Origin of the sequence: Rhodococcus sp. NPDC127593, assembly GCF_042671975.1 — a bacterium.
Taxonomy (GTDB): Bacteria; Actinomycetota; Actinomycetes; order Mycobacteriales; family Mycobacteriaceae; genus Rhodococcus_F.
The window spans coordinates 103,200-120,619 of the sequence record NZ_JBHXWI010000025.1 but is presented as its reverse complement, the minus strand read 5'-3'; the positions used below and the strand labels follow the sequence as shown (position 1 = coordinate 120,619).

19 protein-coding genes and 1 pseudogene are annotated in these 17,420 nt (G+C 66.8%); 5 read left to right on the top strand and 15 right to left on the bottom strand.

Going from position 1 to position 17,420, the window contains the following annotated elements:
- Positions 1-68 precede the first annotated feature (68 nt).
- Positions 69-1,346 carry an MFS transporter gene (locus ACFVJ3_RS23755; protein WP_378454369.1) on the bottom strand — a complete coding sequence of 426 codons (1,278 nt, stop codon included), beginning with the start codon at positions 1,344-1,346 and terminating at the stop codon, positions 69-71.
- A gap of 235 nt (positions 1,347-1,581) precedes the next feature.
- Between ACFVJ3_RS23755 and ACFVJ3_RS23750 the strand changes: the two genes are divergently transcribed.
- The 3 genes from ACFVJ3_RS23750 (at position 1,582) to ACFVJ3_RS23740 (ending at position 5,676) form a co-directional block, all read left to right on the top strand.
- Positions 1,582-3,651, top strand: coding sequence for an acyltransferase family protein (locus ACFVJ3_RS23750; protein ID WP_378454368.1), 2,070 nt, complete (start codon positions 1,582-1,584; stop codon positions 3,649-3,651).
- Positions 3,652-3,668: 17 nt separating this feature from the next.
- Entirely contained in the window at positions 3,669-4,406 is a 738-nt protein-coding gene (locus ACFVJ3_RS23745) for an IclR family transcriptional regulator (protein WP_378454367.1), read from the top strand.
- Between the two features lie 91 nt (positions 4,407-4,497).
- Positions 4,498-5,676, top strand: coding sequence for a 4-hydroxybenzoate 3-monooxygenase (locus ACFVJ3_RS23740; protein ID WP_378454366.1), 1,179 nt, complete (start codon positions 4,498-4,500; stop codon positions 5,674-5,676).
- Between the two features lie 32 nt (positions 5,677-5,708).
- Here the strand turns inward: ACFVJ3_RS23740 and ACFVJ3_RS23735 are convergent, their stop codons facing one another.
- From ACFVJ3_RS23735 to ACFVJ3_RS23705, 7 genes are all read right to left on the bottom strand, one after another.
- Positions 5,709-6,335, bottom strand: coding sequence for a TetR family transcriptional regulator (locus tag ACFVJ3_RS23735; protein WP_378454365.1), 627 nt, complete (start codon positions 6,333-6,335; stop codon positions 5,709-5,711).
- 10 nt (positions 6,336-6,345) lie between these two features.
- Complete coding sequence (locus ACFVJ3_RS23730; RefSeq protein ID WP_378454364.1) at positions 6,346-7,599, bottom strand: NAD(P)/FAD-dependent oxidoreductase; 1,254 nt, start codon at positions 7,597-7,599, stop codon at positions 6,346-6,348.
- Positions 7,596-7,781 (bottom strand): rubredoxin, encoded by a 186-nt coding sequence (locus ACFVJ3_RS23725; RefSeq protein WP_378454363.1) that lies wholly within the window; start codon positions 7,779-7,781, stop codon positions 7,596-7,598. Before ACFVJ3_RS23725 ends, ACFVJ3_RS23730 begins: the two co-directional genes overlap by 4 nt.
- Position 7,782: 1 nt before the next feature.
- On the bottom strand, positions 7,783-7,950 hold the full coding sequence (locus ACFVJ3_RS23720; protein WP_378454362.1) for a rubredoxin: 168 nt from the start codon (positions 7,948-7,950) through the stop codon (positions 7,783-7,785).
- Positions 7,950-9,182, bottom strand: a complete 1,233-nt coding sequence (locus ACFVJ3_RS23715) for an alkane 1-monooxygenase (RefSeq protein ID WP_378454361.1) — start codon at positions 9,180-9,182, stop codon at positions 7,950-7,952. The genes ACFVJ3_RS23720 and ACFVJ3_RS23715 overlap by 1 nt, the downstream gene beginning before the upstream one ends.
- 268 nt (positions 9,183-9,450) lie before the next feature.
- Positions 9,451-9,801, bottom strand: a complete 351-nt coding sequence (locus ACFVJ3_RS23710; RefSeq protein ID WP_378454360.1) for a YrdB family protein — start codon at positions 9,799-9,801, stop codon at positions 9,451-9,453.
- Between the two features lie 78 nt (positions 9,802-9,879).
- Complete coding sequence (locus ACFVJ3_RS23705; RefSeq protein WP_378454359.1) at positions 9,880-10,551, bottom strand: aminoglycoside phosphotransferase family protein; 672 nt, start codon at positions 10,549-10,551, stop codon at positions 9,880-9,882.
- Between the two features lie 105 nt (positions 10,552-10,656).
- On the opposite strand from ACFVJ3_RS23705, the gene ACFVJ3_RS23700 reads away from it, so the two are divergent.
- Entirely contained in the window at positions 10,657-11,730 is a 1,074-nt protein-coding gene (locus ACFVJ3_RS23700) for a diacylglycerol kinase (RefSeq protein WP_378454358.1), read from the top strand.
- 32 nt (positions 11,731-11,762) lie between these two features.
- Here the strand turns inward: ACFVJ3_RS23700 and ACFVJ3_RS23695 are convergent, their stop codons facing one another.
- The 7 genes and pseudogenes from ACFVJ3_RS23695 to ACFVJ3_RS23665 all read right to left on the bottom strand — a co-directional run bounded on the left by ACFVJ3_RS23695 (position 11,763) and on the right by ACFVJ3_RS23665 (position 16,503).
- The gene (locus ACFVJ3_RS23695) at positions 11,763-12,461 is read right to left on the bottom strand and encodes an HAD family hydrolase (RefSeq protein WP_378454357.1); all 699 of its coding nucleotides are present in this window, start codon (positions 12,459-12,461) and stop codon (positions 11,763-11,765) included.
- Positions 12,462-12,513: 52 nt separating this feature from the next.
- A complete protein-coding gene (locus tag ACFVJ3_RS23690) occupies positions 12,514-12,837 on the bottom strand; it encodes a putative quinol monooxygenase (protein ID WP_378454356.1) in 324 nt (107 codons plus the stop codon).
- Between the two features lie 41 nt (positions 12,838-12,878).
- Complete coding sequence (locus tag ACFVJ3_RS23685) at positions 12,879-13,451, bottom strand: TetR family transcriptional regulator (RefSeq protein ID WP_378454355.1); 573 nt, start codon at positions 13,449-13,451, stop codon at positions 12,879-12,881.
- A gap of 8 nt (positions 13,452-13,459) precedes the next feature.
- Positions 13,460-13,929: pseudogene (locus tag ACFVJ3_RS23680) on the bottom strand (DUF1348 family protein).
- A gap of 143 nt (positions 13,930-14,072) precedes the next feature.
- On the bottom strand, positions 14,073-15,677 hold the full coding sequence (locus tag ACFVJ3_RS23675; RefSeq protein WP_378454354.1) for a cation acetate symporter: 1,605 nt from the start codon (positions 15,675-15,677) through the stop codon (positions 14,073-14,075).
- Complete coding sequence (locus ACFVJ3_RS23670) at positions 15,674-16,027, bottom strand: DUF485 domain-containing protein (RefSeq protein ID WP_378454353.1); 354 nt, start codon at positions 16,025-16,027, stop codon at positions 15,674-15,676. The genes ACFVJ3_RS23675 and ACFVJ3_RS23670 overlap by 4 nt, the downstream gene beginning before the upstream one ends.
- On the bottom strand, positions 16,024-16,503 hold the full coding sequence (locus ACFVJ3_RS23665; protein WP_378454352.1) for a nuclear transport factor 2 family protein: 480 nt from the start codon (positions 16,501-16,503) through the stop codon (positions 16,024-16,026). The genes ACFVJ3_RS23670 and ACFVJ3_RS23665 overlap by 4 nt, the downstream gene beginning before the upstream one ends.
- A gap of 227 nt (positions 16,504-16,730) precedes the next feature.
- On the opposite strand from ACFVJ3_RS23665, the gene ACFVJ3_RS23660 reads away from it, so the two are divergent.
- Positions 16,731-17,312, top strand: a complete 582-nt coding sequence (locus tag ACFVJ3_RS23660; RefSeq protein WP_378454394.1) for a TetR/AcrR family transcriptional regulator — start codon at positions 16,731-16,733, stop codon at positions 17,310-17,312.
- Positions 17,313-17,420: the final 108 nt, after the last annotated feature.

Below are 17,420 nucleotides of genomic sequence, written 5' to 3'. Positions count from 1 at the left end.
TCGTCGATTCATCCTCGCCGATATAGACCGCGCCCACGCCCGAAACTCATCGAACGGCCGTCAGGAGTTCAGCGCACCGTCCGGGTCGACGAGATGGCGATCGCTCCGAACAGTCCTACCAGGGCGAATGCGTAGAAGCCCCACGGAACCGCGTAGCCCGCGCCGAGCAGGACACCGCCGAGGATCGGACCGCAGATCGCGCCCACCCGGCCGACGCCGGCCGACCAGCCGAGAGCCGTGGCACGGATCTGCGGCGGGTGGTTGGCGCTCGTGAACGCGTAGACGAGAACCTGTGCGCTGAACACGAAGCAGCCGGCGAGGAACACCAGGGCGTAGATGCCGAACGACACCTTGACGCTGAGCAGCGCGAGAAACACGGCGGCGCCCGCGAACCAGATGATGGCTGCCGTGCGCGGGCCGATCTTGTTGGCGACGCCGCCCGCGATCAGCAGTCCGACCACCGCACCGGCATTGAGGATCAGCAGGAATGTCAGCGACGCGCCCAGGTTGTAACCCGCCTCGCGCATGATCGTCGGCAGCCACGTGTTGAGGCCGTAGACGAGCAGCAGTCCCATGAACGAGGTGACCCAGATGGCGATGCTGTTGCGCAGGAACGGACGCGAGAACAGGGCGCGCACCGGGTTGGCCGAGACCGCAACGGGAGCATCGGCGGCGGGTGCCGCTTCCAGTTCGAGGCCGTACTGCTTCGCGATGGCCTCGGCCTCGGCGCGCTTGCCGTGCGCCAGCAGATACGAGGGAGATTCGGGAAGGTACCGCAGCATCAGCGGAATCAGGATCACTGCGGGCAGGGCGCCGACGACGAACATCGAACGCCAGCCGAACGGTTCGATCAGGACGATCGCCAGCGCCGCCGTCGCGACGGCACCCACGTGGTAACCGGTCATCAGCAGCGTCGACGCGGAGCCGCCGCCCTGTTTCTTCGTGAACTCGTTGACCAGGGCCAGTGCGGTCGGCAGCGCGCCGCCGAGTCCGACTCCCGCGAGGAAGCGGAACAGTCCGAAGACGAACGGGTTGGGCGCCACCGCGCAGAGGAGCGTGAGGACGGAGAACGCCGCAACGGCGAAGAGGAGGGCCCGCCGGCGTCCGATGACGTCGGTGAGCGTGCCGATGACCAGGGCGCCGATGGTCATGCCGACCAGGCCGAATGTCGAGATGAACGTGATCGTTCCGGTGGTCAGCCCCCAGTCCTCGTAGTCGAGGAGTGAAGGGATGACGGCGCCGAGGACGACCAGGTCGAAACCGTCGAGCAGCACGGCCACCCAGCAGAGGGGCGCGACCCAGAGGGCGGTGGAGGCGCGGGCGGCGCTTCGTTGGGAAGTGGTCATGATGTCCTCGACATTCGGCGGTGATTCGCAAGGGGCGTTCGCAATGCGAACTCAAGTTCTATACGCGGACTCATTGTGTGGCGCGCCATAGTTGCCTGTCAAACATCGGCCACTCCACACCCTGGCGGTCCGCCGTCCCTGGGCGTGCGCCCAATGTCGCCACGGGTTGGTCAAGGCTTGGTAAACCCCGTGTGGATAATCGACCGGGTACCGAGTCGATGAGCCAGGACGGATTGTGAGACCCAACCCCCAGGTGGCTGCGAGCCGTCCGAGCCACGCCGCGGCGCCACCGTCGGCTGCGAGCGGCTACCGGTACGACCTCGACGGTCTGCGCGGAATCGCGATCGCGCTTGTCGTGGTCTATCACGTGTGGTTCGGGCGGGTGTCCGGCGGCGTCGACATCTTCCTGGTCCTCTCGGGGTTCTTCTTCACCGGCATGCTCGTGCGACGCGTGGGCGCGGACTCGGGTCCGTCGATTCCCGCCGTCTTGCGTCGCACCGCCCGCCGGCTGCTGCCCGCGCTCGTGGTGGTGTCGGCCGCGACCGCGGTCGTGACCGTGATCCAGCGGCCGTTCACGCAGTGGTCGGGGATCGCGGACCAACTCCTCGCGTCGCTGCTGTACGTGCAGAACTGGCAGCTGGCCCGGACGGCGTCCGACTACGCCGCCGCCGACTCGTCGGTCAGTCCGCTTCAGCACCTGTGGTCGATGTCCGTGCAGGGGCAGTTCTATCTGCTCGCCCTCGCGGTGGTGGCCGGGATCGCGTGGACGTGCCGCCGCCGGACCGGTCTCGTGCGTCCACTCCTCGGCGGTGTGCTCGGTGCGGGGTTCGTCGCGTCCTTCACCTACGCGGCCGCGCTGTCGCAGGACCGGCAGTCGTGGGCGTACTTCGACACGTTCGCGCGACTGTGGGAGTTGCTCGCGGGTGCGCTGCTCGCGCTCGTCCTCCATCGCATCGCGCTGCCCCGGTGGTGTCGCGTGGTCCTCGCCGTCGCGGGATTCGCCGTGGTCCTCGGGTGCGGATTCCTCGTCGACGGCGCGGCCCTGTTCCCCGGCCCGGCGGCCCTGATCCCGGTCGGCGCGGCGGTGGCGCTCATCCTCGCGGGCGCCGGTCCCTCCGAGCAGCCGGGGATCGTGACGATGATGGCGTCGCGGCCGTTCGTCGAACTCGGTGGCCTGGCGTATTCGCTGTACCTGTGGCACTGGCCGATCCTCATCTTCTACCTCACGTGGCGGGAGCGGCCCGCGGTCGGAGCGCTCGGCGGACTCGCGGTGATCCTCGTGTCGCTGGTGCTGGCGTGGCTCACCCAGCGGCTGATCGAAGCGCGGTTCCAGACGGGGTCTGCCCGTCCGAGCCGGTTGCTCACCGCGCTGGTCGCGATCCTCGGCGTCGCCGTCGTGGGGACCGCATCCGGCTGGCACGTGTATCTCGTCCGCAACCCCGAGACCACCGCCCGGGTCGGCGAGCTGGACCCGTGGCTGTACCCGGGTGCGGCGTCGTTGACCGACGGCGCGTTCGCGCCGCGCACGGACATGCGACCCACCCTGCTCGAGGCGCCGGGCGATCTTCCGCAGCCGACCCTCGACGGCTGCATCTCCGATCTGAGCACCCGCGACGTCGTCACCTGCGTGTACGGCGACCTCACCGCCGACCGGACGATCGCCGTGGTGGGCAGTTCCCACGCCGAGCACTGGGTGCCCGCGCTCGATCGCATCGGGCAACAGCGCGGTATCCGCGTCGAGACGTATCTCAAGATGGGGTGCCCGCTGACCGTCGCGGACGTTCCGCTGCTCGCCGGCGAGCCGTATCCCGACTGCGGCGACTGGTCCCGCGACGTCCTCGACCGTCTCCGTGATCACCGGCCGGACTGGGTGTTCTCGACGTCCTCGCGGCCCAACGAGGAGGGCGCCGGCGACGTCACTCCCGACGACTACGTGGGCCTGTGGGCGCGGCTCGCAGACTTCGGGCTCCCGTTCCTCGGCATTCGCGACACCCCGTGGCTGCACCGCGACGGCGTCCCGTATTCGGCCGTCGACTGCCTGGCCGACGGCGGCGACGCCGACAGCTGCGGATTGCCCCGCGACGACGTGCTGGCACCGGACAACCCCACGCTCGAGGCGGCCCGCGACCTGCCCTCGGTGTATCCACTCGACCTCACGGATGCCGTGTGTGACGTGGCGATCTGCCGCGTCGTGCAGGGAAACATCCTCGTGTACCACGATTCGCATCACCTCTCCGCGACGTACGTCCGGAGTCTCGTCCCCGAACTCGACCGGCAGATCGGCATGGCCACCCGCTGGTGGTGACCGGGGATACTGGCGGCATGTCCGAAGACGACCGCAGCATGCTGGGACGCGCCTTCCTGGTGCTGGGTTCGTTCACCTCGGAGCGCCCTCGGCTGTCGCAGTCGGAGCTGAGCCGGCGCACCGGACTGCCGCTGCCGACGGTGCACCGGCTGTGCCGTCAACTGGTCGACAACGGCGCCCTCGAACGCGTCGACGACGGGCACTACGAGATCGGGGTGCGGCTGTGGGAGTTGGGTGCGCTCGCGCCCCGCGCCCACGGACTCCGGCAGGTGGCGCTGCCGTACCTCGAGGACCTGTACGAGGCGACGCGCGAGAACGTGCAACTCGTGGTCCGGGAGGATCTGGAAGCGCTCTACATCGAACGGCTGTCGGCGCGCGGCGCCGTGACGGTCGTCGGGAGGGCCGGGGGCCGGCTGCCGCTACACGCGTCGAGCGGCGGCCTCGTGCTGCTGGCGTTCGGTGGCACGGACCTGCTCGACGCCGTCCTCGCCGCCGGCCTCGAACGCTTCACCCCGTCCACCATCACCACCGAACATCGCCTGCGCAGCACCCTCGACGACATCCGCCGGACCGGTTGGGTCACGTGCCGTGAGCACCTCAACGTCGGGACGCTGGCCGTGGCCGCGCCGGTGTCGCGGTCGACGGGTGAGGTGGTGGCTGCGGTGTCCGTCGTGGTTCCGGCGGAGAAGGATCCCGCGCCTCTGATCCCGGCGGTGCGGGCGGCTGCGCGAGGCATTTCCCGCGGCGTCGCGTAGCTCATCTTTCACTCAGTGAAAGAGGGGGTGTTGCGGGCCGCTTCTCCGCAGGACAGTGACTGGTGTCACGAACTACGCGAGGAGTCTGCTCATGAACACACAGGTCGGGATCGTCGGCGGGGGTCCCGCAGGACTGATGTTGTCCCATCTCCTGCACCTGAAGGGCATCGATTCCGTCGTGCTCGAAAGCCGCACCCGCGAGGAGGTGGAGGGCACCATCCGGGCCGGTGTGCTCGAACAGAACACCGTCGACCTGATGGTCGACACCGGACTCGGCGACCGCCTCAAGCGTGAGGGACTCACCCACCACGGCATCGAACTGCGGTTCGGCGGACGCGGCCACCGCATCGACTTCGACGAACTGACGGGCGGCCGCGCCGTCACCGTCTACCCGCAGCACGAGGTCCTCAAGGACCTCATCGCCCGGCGTCTCGAAGACGACGGTGACATCCGCTTCGGCGTCTCCGACGTGCAGGTTCTGGGCCACACGTCCGATAACCCGAAGATCACCTACGCCGACGCCGACGGCAACGAGCAGACGCTCACCTGCGCGCTCGTCGCCGGCTGCGACGGATCGCGGACCACGACCCGCGGTCTCATCCCCGAGACCACCGTCCGCACCGACCACTTCCGTCAGTACCCGTTCGCCTGGTTCGGCATCCTCGCCGAGGCCCCGCCGTCGTCCGAGGAACTGATCTACGCCAACCACCCGCGCGGCTTCGCGCTCATCAGCACCCGCACCCCGGAGGTCCAGCGGCACTACCTGCAGGTCGACCCGGACGACTCCGTCGACAACTGGTCCGACGACCGCATCTGGTCGGAACTGCACGCCCGCGTCGACGGTGAAGGCGCGGAGATCAAGGACGGCAAGATCTTCCAGAAGTCGATCCTGCAGTTCCGCAGCTTCCTGTGCGAGCCCATGCAGCACGGCAACCTCTTCCTCGCCGGCGACGCCGCCCACACCGTGCCCCCCACCGGCGCGAAGGGCATGAACCTGGCGATCGCCGACGTGTATTTCCTGTCCAAGGCGATGGCCGAGTACTTCACCACCCGCAGTCGGGCCGGGCTCGAGGGCTACACCGACAGCGTCCTCCCGCGCGTGTGGCGGACCCAGCACTTCTCCTGGTGGATGTCCTCGATGCTGCACCGACTCCCCGACGACACCGGATTCGGCCACAAGCGGCAGGTCGCCGAACTCGACATGGTCACCCGGTCCGTCGCCGGTCGCACACTCATCGCCGAGAACTATGTCGGCACCCCTTTGGGCTGACGCCCCCGTGAGTACTTATTAACGTCGGGCGGTTAATAAGTACTCACGGGTGGCGGAGCCGCAACGAACGGTGCGAACAGTCGGGCGGTGTTCGCCGACGCCGCCGCGGTGTCTTCGGGTGGGTTGGCGATGAAGCTCAAGGCGAGACGGACGATGGCGTGCGCGATGATGCCCGCGTCGTCCGGGGACGAGTTCACCCACGACCGTTGCAACGTCTGTGCGAGCCGTTCGGCCGCGGGCCGGATGATGATGTTGCTGTCCGTCGTGATCAGGCGCAGCAGATCTTCGGGTGCCTTCCCCTGGTGCAGCGACATCACCAGGGGATCGGCTCCGCTGAGTTCGAAGAACGTTGCATATCCGTGTCGCAGAGCAGTTGTCGCGTCGCCGGGGTTCTCGTACAGAGCGGATTCGATGACGGTGACGAGGCTGTCGGTCAGCCGAAGTGCGTACCCCTCCGCCAGGCCGCGCCGCGATCGGAACTCTTTGTAGATCGTCTGCCTGCTCAGCCCCGCGGCGCCCGCGACGTCGGTCATGGTGATTGTCGGCCATGGACGTTCGAGCAGCAGTTCCCGGAGCGCATCGAGGGTTGTCTCCCGCATCAGCGACGTTGCGGCCAGCCGGTATCGACTCCGTCGCTCGGTGCGGTCGTCTTCGGACATGACCTCGATGCTAGCGGGCGGCCGCGACCCGGCCTTCCCGTTCGTCGGCGGTAAGAGCAACCGATTCGTCCGCCAACGCGGTACGGTCGACCCGACGGCCCTGGGCGATCATCGTGCGCACGGTGCGGAGGTCTTTCGGGCGGCCCACGGAGATGACCCCGACCGGCGTGTCCTTACGCACCGCGACCGCCGTGAAATCGCGATCGGCGATCGAACCGCGGATCACGTAGTCGTCGTCGAATCGGGTCGCGCCGGCGAACTGCACGGTGTGGCCGTATTGCGTGGACCACCCCCATGGAACGTCGGTGAACGGCATGGGCTTCCCGAGGATGGAGCGCGCGGCGGCAATCCCTTGTGCCTGAGCGCCGTTCCAGTGTTCGGAACGGTATCGCTCGTCGTCACGCGCACCGGGGATGTTCGCCGCGTCTCCGGCCGCGTAGACGCCGTCGGTCGAGGTGCGAAACTGCCCATCGACGGTGATGCCGTTGTGAACGCGCAGTCCCGCCGCGACCGCGAGCGTCACCTCGGGGACGGTGCCGACCGAGACGAGGACGGTGCCGGCACTCCAGCTACGACCGTCGTCCGCCGTGGCGCGGGCGGAGCCGTCGTCACTCACGTCGAGCGACGACAGTGCGACATCCGTGCAGACGTCGACGTCGTTCTCGGAGTGCAGCGAAGCGATCATCGTCGAGATTTCCGGGGGCACAATTCGACTGAGGAGCGACGGGTCCCGTTCGAGGACGGTGACCTCCGCGCCGAGTGACCGCGCCGTGGCCGCGACCTCACATCCGATGAGTCCCCCGCCGATCACGAGCAGGGAACCGGTGCGTCGAATCGACTCGCGCAGGGAATCGGCGTCGGCCGTCGACCGCAGAGTGAAGACGTGCGCACCGGAGGCACCCTCGAGTTTTCGGGCCCGGCCACCGGTCGCGAGCAGCAGGGCGCTGTACGGCAGTGTTTCTCCGGAGGAGAGCGTCAGCGACTTCCGCCCGGTATCGAGGTCGACTGCCGTTGTACCGGTAACCAATTCGATATCTCTTTCCTTCCAGAAGGAGTCCGGCTTCAGCGCGGTCTTCTCCGTGGACATGGCACCCGACAGCAGGTCCTTCGACACCGTCGGACGTCGATACGGCCCCGCGGGTTCTTCGCCGATCAGGACGATGCGCCCGGTGAACCCTTCCGAGCGGAGTGTCATCGCAGCGCTCGCCCCGGCGATGCCGGACCCGACGATGACAACCGTCGACAGTTCCGTGGAAGGACTCATACCCGGCTGACCTCGACCATGTCGAAGTCCGCCTTGGCGGCCTCGCAGTCCGGGCACGACCAGTCCTCGGGAATGTCGTCCCACCTGGTGCCGGGCTCGATGCCGTCCTCCGGCCAGCCCTCGGCCTCGTCGTATTCGAATCCGCATTGGACGCAGCGGTAAAGCTTGAAATCGGTACTCATGTCACGCCACCTTCGGGTCGAAATCGATCTTTTCGCGGACCCCGCAGTCGGGGCAGCACCATTCGTCGGGCACATCGGCCCAGGCGGTGCCGGCGGGGAATCCCTCACGCGGGGCGCCGGACGCCTCGTCGTAGACGTAGTCGCAGACCGGGCATTGGTAGGCGGCCATCACCGAACCCCGCCGCTGTACTTGGCCAGCACCTTCTCGCGCTTGCCGGGTTGGATGTTCACACGGGTGATGTCGCCGTCGTAGTGGCCGAGCACGCGGTGATCCATCACCTTGCGCCAGAGCGGCGGGAAATAGGCGAGCGTGATCATGCTGGCGTAGCCGCTGGGCAGGTTGGGGGCGCCGTCCATGCTCCGGAGCGTCTGATACCGCCGGGTGGGGTTCGCGTGATGGTCACTGTGGCGCTGCAGGTGGTACAGGAAGATGTTGGTCACGATGTGGTCGGAGTTCCAGCTGTGTGCGGGAGCGCAGCGCTCGTAGCGGCCGCTGGCGGTCTTCTGACGCATCAAGCCGTAGTGCTCGAGGTAGTTGACCGTCTCGAGGAGAGAGAAACCGTAGACGGCCTGAATGATCAGGAACGGGATGACGACCGGACCGAATAGGGCGATGAGCGCACCGAACAGCACCACCGACATGAGCCAGGCATTGAGCACGTCGTTGTGAATGCTCCAGGTGCTCTTGCCGAGTCGCTGCATCCGCGTCTTCTCGAGCTCCCAGGAGGACTTCAGGCTTCCCCAGACGCTGCGGGGCAGGAACGTCCAGAAGCTTTCTCCGAACCGTGAACTCGCCGGGTCCTCCGGTGTGGCGACCCGGACGTGGTGGCCCCGGTTGTGCTCGATGTAGAAGTGGCCGTAGAAGGTCTGTGCGAGAGTGATCTTGGCCAGCCACCGTTCGAGTTCGGTCTTCTTGTGACCCATCTCGTGTGCGGTGTTGATGCCGATGCCGCCCATGACGGCGACGCTGAACGCGACGCCGATCTTCGACACCAGTCCGAGGCCGCCGTCGATGCCGAGCCAGGAGAGGTTGTCCGCCGACCAGAGGTAGCACGCGAAGACCAGGCTCGCCAGCTGGAACGGGATGAACACGTAGGTGCAGTACCGGTAGTACCTGTCGTTCTCGAGCTGCTCCATCACTTCCTCGGGAGGGTTCTGGCCGTCGGGCCCGAAGAACCGGTCGAGGAGCGGAAGCAGTCCGAACAACAGCAGGGCGCCGATCCACCACCACACCGGAGCTGCCGCCGACCATCCGAGTTGGTTGAAGGCCCACACGAGCCCCGCAGCGAGGAACAGTGCGGTCGGGGGAATCAATCCCATCAACCGCAGGTAGCGCTTGCGGTCACGCCACACTTCCGGTGGTGCCTCTCCTGCCATCCTGCCGATATTCGACGTCGTCACGATCCGAACCTCCTCGTCCAGTAGCCGTGCCGGTATGAACCAGCTCACTCTTATTTGGACAGTACACGCACTTGGATCCAGGGTCTAGACAAATATGAAGATTTGTAAATCCCACGACGTGCAGCGCTCTAACGCCGGGGTCTTCGCTGCCGATAGAGAGTTCGACACCGTTTCGCCGTGCTGAGGAGGCCCTCGATGTTCCGCGACCCTGGACTTCCCGACTGGCTCGAATTCGTCCTCGGCCTGCTCGGGTATCGCTGGTAGTCGTCTACTCCGGCGTCCGCGAGCGCGCCGCGAACGTTGCTGTCGCAACGACGGCGAAGACCAGCCCCCACCATGGGCGACCGGCGAGTGCGACGAGGACGCCGGTCCCCGCGAACAGCGCGGTCTGGGCGAACAGTCGAGCTGGGTTGCGTAGTCGCCGACGCGATTTCGGTGCCATGGCGACGCCCCAGAGCATGGCCGCAGCCACCGGGAGGAGCGTCGCGAGAACCACCTGAACGACCGTCGAGTTCGCGAGCGACCAACCCGCGACGGCGAGCAGGGCCAGCATCGCGATCTCACAGGCGAAGGCCACGACGTCGAGAACACCCACTCGCTGCGCGCCGGCTTCGCTCATCGCCCCAGCTTAGATGCGTGCGGTGGAAGCGAGGCTGGTGCAGATCGGGGCCCGTGAGTACTTATTTACCGCCCGTGGTTAATAAGTACTCACGGGCGAAGCATGGCGGCGACGTGGCGGGCGGACAGTACGTTGTCGGGGTGAAGGTCCGTGCACAGTAGCCGCGACTGAGTTGCCGTCCGCGGTAGTTCGCGGAACAGTTCCATGCCGGTTCGCGCGAGGCCCGGATCCAAGTGCGGTGCGCGTGTGAGTTTCTCCTCGAAACTCGTCGGCCCACACGTCACACATGCTGGTGAGTGGGCGGAACGGGCTGTCGGCGGCTGGTTCGATCCACAGCCTGCGCAGCAACCCGGCGATCACGACGTCCTGTTCCTCGGGTGGCCGGATGTCGGACAGCGGGGTGCCGGGTTCGCAGGCTTCGAGGAGCAGCGCCGTGGTGTGGTCGAGCACGTGGTGGGCGAGCAGTCGGACGGCGCCGTCGCCGTTCCACGCCGCGAGTCCGTCCGCCTCGTGCAGCGCCTCGTCGTGTCGCCAGCCGACCTTCAGCACTACGCGTTCACCGGCGGCGGTGCGTGCGGGTGCCGTCCAGGACGTCACGCCGCCGGGCTGGAACGGGCGACCGACCTCCAGCGACCACTCCCGACTCACCGTCTCGACGACGGCGGGGAGGTCGGCCAGCCACGTTCGGCGCGGCGCGTCGAGCTCGGTCATTTCTCGCACGAGGTTCGTCGGCAGTTCCAGATCCGGCACACCCGCATTGTGCCTCGCGAACTGTTCTGCAATCGCGCACCAGCGCAAACTAGAACCTGTTACATTCGCGGGAGGGGTACTACTTCTGGAACTCGGAGAGAACTCATGAGCTACCGCGTCGTCGAATGGTCCACCGGTACGGTCGGGCGTCACGCCATCGCAGGGATCGACGCCCGCGACGACCTCGAACTGGTCGGCGTGTGGGTGTCCAACCCGGAGAAGGTCGGGAAGGACGCCGGGGAGTTGGCGGGCCTCGGAAGAGAACTCGGTGTGAAGGCCTCCGACGACAAGGCGGTACTTCTCGCCCTGAAACCGGACTGCATCGTGCACACCGCGATGACGGACGACCGCATCTTCGACGCCATCGAGGACCTGATCTCGTTCCTCGAGGCCGGCATCAACGTCGTGTCCTCGGGACCCGTTCTGTTGCAGTACCCGATCGGGGTGGTCCCGGACGAACTCGTCGACCGCATCCGCGCCGCCGGCGAACAGGGAGGCGCGAGTCTTCACGTGAACGGCATCGACCCCGGGTTCGCGAACGACGTTCTCCCGCTGGCCATGACGAGCCTGTCACAGCGGATCGACGAGGTGCGATGCTCCGAGATCGCTGACTACTCCACCTACTACCAGCCGGTGGTGATGAGCGACATCTTCGGTTTCGGCAAACCAGTCGAGGAGACGCCGATGCTGTTCCAGCCGGGCGTGCTGTCGCTGGCGTGGGGGAGCGTCGTCCGCCAGATCGCCGCGGGACTGGGCCTGACGCTCGACGAACCGTTGGTGGAGAAGTTCGAACGCATCCCCGCCGAGGAGGACCTGGACATTCTGTCGTGCCACATCGCGAAGGGAACCGCGGCGGCGGTGCGGTTCGAAGTCGTTGGCACGGTCGACGGGGTGCCGCGCGTGGTCCTCGAGCACGTCACCCGCACCCACCCCGAACAGAAACCGGACTGGCCGAAACCCACTCGCGGCGACGGGTGCTACCGCATCGACATCACGGGCGAGCCCGTGATGACCGTCGAGTTCAACCACCATGGCGAGCACGGCGACCACAACGTGTCGGGGATGATCGTCACCGCGATGCGGCTGGTGAATTCGGTGCCCGCAGTGGTCGAGGCGAAGCCCGGGCTGGTGACCGCACTCGACCTGCCCCTCGTCACCGGCCGCGCTTCGCGCCCGTGAGTACTTATTAACCGCCCGTAGTTAATAAGTACTCACAGGCCGAAGGCACTGAGCGCATTACGGAGACCGTCGGGGCGCTCGGCGAGGGGAACGGGTTCGACGAGTGCGAACGCGCAGCCCACCTTTCGTGCCGCACCGTCGGCTTCCTCGCTGTCGCCGACCATCAGAGTCCGTTCGGGTGCGGAATCGAGTGCGGCGAGGGCGTGCTCGAAGATCTTCGGGTCCGGTTTGATCGCACCCACCTCGAACGACAGCACGAACTCGTCGACCAGATGCTCGACTCCCAGATCCGCGAACGCGGGTCGGATGTCGAATGGGATGTTGCTCAGCACCGCGACCTTGATTCCACGGTCCTTCAGTGACGCAAGCACTTCCGCGGTGTCGGGGTATGCGCTCCAGCATCCCGGGTCGATCAGCCGCTCGTACAGCCCGACCGCCTGGTCCTCGTGCGCGACCCCGGACTTGCGCAGAACGTCGAGGTACGCCTGCCGGTGGAACCGAGGGTCGAGGTCGCGGTTGGTCCACGCGTGGTGCTCGGCGGCGTCCATCTCGACGGTCTGACCGACCGGTGCCGTCATGCGCCGCATCAGCTCGGCCTGCTGGTGGAGGTCGAACGGTTCACCTTCGTGGTCGGTGAGGCCGGCCATCCAGCTGTCGTCCTCCTCCAGCCGGAACAGCGTGCCGGAGAAGTCGAAGATCACTGCGTCGAGTTCGGTGAAATCGGAAGCCACGTGTTCAGGCTAACGCGCGGTGCACGCGACTTCAGGGTGGAGCCGGACGGGGTCAGTCGACTTCGAGTTCACCCATCAGCGACCACTCGGTGCCGTCGATCTTGGTGTTGATGATCCGCGGTGTCTGCGCGAGGGCGGGCTTCAGCTCGCGCAGGGCGTTCTGGAAATGCTCGCTCTGCACGTGGGCGACGGCGGCGTCGTCGTCGCGGAACGCTTCGACGAGGACGTACAGGTTCGGATCCTCCACCGCGCGCGACCAGTAGAACCACAGGTTGCCCGGTTCGTTTCGGGTCGCCTCGGTGAACGGCTGCACCAGGTCGAGCCAGCCGTCTGCGTGGTCCGGTTTCACGGTGAAGTTGACGACGATGAAGATCACGGCTGCCTCACTTCTCGAGTTGACGCATTCCGTGACGAATCCTACGCGCGCGATTCCGTCGGATCCCCGACCGCGCGGCGGAGCCGGGTGAGGATGCGGGTGAAGCTGTCGGGGTCGTCCAGGGCGCGCGCCAGGACCAGTGCGCCCTGGATCCCGGCGACGACCTCCTCGGCGAGTGGACGCGACTGCCTGCCGTGGCCGGCGTCGGAGAGGGCGCCGGCGAGGGAATCGACCCAGTCGGTGAAGTAGGCGCGGACCCGGTGGGCGAAGCGGTCACGCTCGAGGCCGAGCGCGAACGCGCCGAACAGACAGATTCGGCGACCCGACCGGAAGTACGTCTCGACGTCGTCGAACATCCGCTCGAGACGGGCGGCGGCGGGCTCGGACCCATGCAGCGGCCGGTACACGGCGGTCTGGAACCAGGTGTCGACCTCGTCGAGGACGGCCTCGGCCATCTCGTCCTTGCCGCGGGGGAAGAAGTTGTACAGGCTGCCTTTGCCGAGCCCGGTGTGCTCGGTGATGACGGCCAGGCTCGCGCCGTCGAACCCGTGGGATCGGAACACCTCGGCCAGCACGGGGACGACGTCGCCGCGCTCGGCTACCGCTCGGGGCATGACTTCTCCTAGAGTCCGAGATCGCTCAGCCCGGAATGATCCGACGGTCGCACGCCGGACATGTCCCAGAAGAACTTGCGGTCGGATTCGTCGATCGGCAGGTCGTTGATGCTGGCGTGGCGCCACCGCATCAGACCGTTCTCGTCGAACTGCCAGTTCTCGTTTCCGTACGCGCGGAACCACTGCCCGTCCGTGTTGTGGAACTCGTACGCGAACCGGACTGCGATCCGATTCCCGTCGTGCGCCCACAGCTCCTTGATCAGACGGTATGCCAGCTCGCGGTCCCACTTCCCGGCGAGGAAGTCGACGATCTCGCGGCGTCCCTGCAGAAAGGTGGACCGATTGCGCCACCAACTGTCCTCGGTGTAAGCCTGCGCGACCTTCTCCGGACACGGGAATTCCAGCCGTCCTCGGCGGCGCGAACCTTCGCGATCGCGGTGTCGAGTGTGAACGGGGGGACGGGTGGGCGAACGGACATGGTGTGCGCTCCTTCGGGGAGGGTGTTGTACCTTTCAGTACAGACTGTACCGATAGGTACAAACACTGTCCAGGGTCGCGGCGGACACACCTCACGGACGGTGCCCCCGCCGTGAAGGCGAGGGCACCGGTCGAGCGTGAAACCTAGTGCTTCTCGGCGAGTTCCGCGCCTATACCGGTCTCGGCACGCACCAGCATCTCGGCGAACTTCTCGTCTCGATCCGCCGGCCGTCCGCGAAGGCGTTCGCCGGCGAGGGAGCCGATCACGGCGGCGGCCAGCCCGAGCGGCATCGTGATGATCACCGGCAACTGAATGGTGAGCGGCGCCGGACCACTACCCAGCCAGAGCGCCTCCGTGAACATCAGGCTGACCACGGTGGAGGTCAATCCCACCGAGATGCCCCACACGGCGCCCGTGCTGTTGAACCGGCGCCAGTTGAGACTGAGCAGCAGGCTGGGCAGGTGCGCACTGCCGGCGACCATGAAGGCCATTCCCATGAAGTAGGTGATGTTCGTGGTGTCGCCAATTGCCATCGTCAGTCCGATCGCGACGACGCTGAACGCGACCGCCGCGTACCGGGCGACCTTCGCCTCGCGGGCATCCGCCGTCTCCGTGCCGGCGTCGGCGGACTTCCGGCGGGTGAGGGTGGGCCACACGTCGTGGGCGAACGTTCCCGCAGCCGAGATCACGACGCCCGCGACGACGGCGACGATGCTGGCGAATGCGACGGCCGCCACCATGGCCAGCGCGATCGATCCACCGATGGTGCCGACGCCTCCGCCGAGCTCCGTGACCAGCGTGGGTGCCGCGAGATTGCCGCCGGCGCCGACACGATCCGCCCCGTCGGGACCGAGAAGTGCTGCGGTGCCGAAGCCCATGACGATGACGATCAGGTAGAAGATGCTGCACAGCGCGACGGTCCAGCCGAGCGACTTTCGCGCCGTCGCGGCCTCGGGGACGGTGAAGAAGCGGATCAGGATGTGTGCCATACCGGCCGTGCCGAGCGCGAACGCCAGCGAGTACGAGATCAGGTTGATCGCACCGGTCTGTCCGAAGATCAGGCCCGGCGAGAGGATCGCATCGCCGGCCGACGCGTTCGAGGTTGCCGCCCCGAGCATGCCGGGGACGCTGAAGCCGAACTTCGCGAGGATCCCGAGGCACACCACGATCGCCAGGATCGACAGAATGGACGACTTGATCACCTGAACCCACGTGGTCGCCAGCATTCCGCCGACGAAGACGTAGATGCCCATGAGCGAACCGGCCACCACGACGGACAGACCGAACGGGATCCCCGAGACGGACTCGAGCAGGACGCCCGCCGCCACGAGCTGGGCGAGCAGCACGAACGTGCCGGTGACGATGGTGGAGAGCGCAACCACCACCCGGACGCGCCGTGCGCCGGTCCGGAACACCAGAACATCCGCGAGAGTGAACTTTCCGACGTTTCGCATCTTCTCGGCGAGGAGGAAGAGAACCGGGAGGAAGGAGACCACGGACGTGCACAGGATGACGGCGCCGTCGACGCCCTTGTAGAAGATCAACCCCGTGGTGCCCAGGAAACTGCCGGCGGAGATGAATTCACCGGCGATCGCGAAACCGTTCTGCCAGCCGGTGATCGAGCGTCCCGCAGCGAAGAACCCGGTGGCGCTACGGCTTCGGCGCGACGCGGCGAACGTCACCCACAGCGTGAGCGAGATGACGGCGGCACAGATGCCGATGGCGAGGAAATCGGCGTCGCCGGTCATGAGGCATGCTCCTGATCACGTTGCGCGATGGCCAGGACGGCGGCATCGGCGGCGGGTTGGATGTAGGTGCGGGAGAGCCGGAAGTACGCGAATACGAGCACCCAGGTGCCGGCGAACTGGGAGAACACCACCCACAGCGACAGCGGAATGCCGAACGCCGTGTTGGCACCGAGGAATTCGGGGAAGTAGGCGAATCCGACGAGGAAGCCCGAGAACAATGCGATCGCGATCAGGCCGAGTCCGGTGGTGACGGCCCGGCGTCGTCGCCGCAGTTCGACGAACTCCGGCAACGCGAGAATCGGTGACCAGACGGCTGCGCTCGCCGCGGTGGTAGGAGAGTCGGTGGTCACGCGTTCACCGCCGCACGTCGCGCCGAGTCGAGGGCGAACTGGTTCTCGTCCCAGCCCTCCGCGAGCGGACCGAAGTAGTGGAAGCGCACTTGCTTGACGCGATAAAACCAGCGACCGTCGACTTTGACGGCCTCGTCCGTGTAGCGGCCGGCGGCGATGGAGGCATTGCCGTCGGATACGCAGGGTTGCCACAGGAACGAGCGGACGGTGGCGCGGTCGCCGTCGAGATGAATCTCCAGGTTGGTGATGAAGTGCCAGAACGCGGTGAGCCCACCGGGGGCGAGGCCGGCGAAGAACGCCCGCATCTCGCCCTTGCCCTTCGGGTTGGACAGCCCGTCGAATTCGCCGTCGTCGGTGAACAGATCCATCAGGGCGTCCCAGTTGCCGTCGTCGAGATGGCGGCAGTACTGCGCGTCGAGGTACCGGATGGCCTCCAGGTCTTCGAGGCGGCGGATTCGGTCTTCGAGGGTGCTCAAGGTGGCATACCTCCACGGTGTGATGAGCGGAATGTGCGAACCAGTCATTAACAACCGTTCACGTGATGTGGACCATAACGGACGTCATGCCGACGGTCAACACCGTGCACGGTTCACCTCGGTCGACGCGAGGGGAGGCTGGTGAACTGCATTTTCCGGTGGGTGTGTTGCCCGCGCCGCACGCGGCACCTACCCTCCGAGGGGTGAACACTCGGTCAAGTGGTGCGGTGATTGCCCCGGTTCGGCAGCGGATTCTGGACGCGGCGCTGGAGGAGTTCTACACGGCCGGGTTTCATGCGGCGACCATGCGCACCATCGCCAAGCGTGCGGGCTGCAGTGCCGCCAATGTGTACAACCATTTCGAGAACAAGGACGAACTCCTGGTCGAGATTCTGCGGTCGGCCAGTGACGAGCAGTTCACCGCCACCCGGACGGCCCTGCGGAGGGCGGGCTCCGCGCCGGCGGAGCAGTGGACGGCCGCGGTGGTCGCGCATTCGCTGTACACCGCACGCAATCAGCGCGCGTGCCTCGTGGCCAACACCGAACTGCGCTATCTCGACGAGGTCGATCGCAAACGGGTCGTGGGCTCGCGCGATGCGCAGGAGCACCTGTTCGTCACCATCGCGGAGGCGGGCGTGGCCGGCGGCGACTTCGACGTCCCCCATGTTCACCAGGCGGTGACCGCCGTGCTGACCATGTGCGCGGGAATCGCCCTGTGGTATCGGCCGGACGGGCCGCTGTCCGTGCAGGCGGTCGCGGACTCGTACGGCGTCTACGCGCTCAACCTGGTGGGATACCGTCCCGCCTGAATTGGGCGGATTCGGCATTGACGGTGTGATCCCGTCCGTGCTCTACTGGGTGAACAAGCGTTAATGTGATGCGAGGGCGGAACCGCGAGTTCTCCCGTGTCGCGCCCC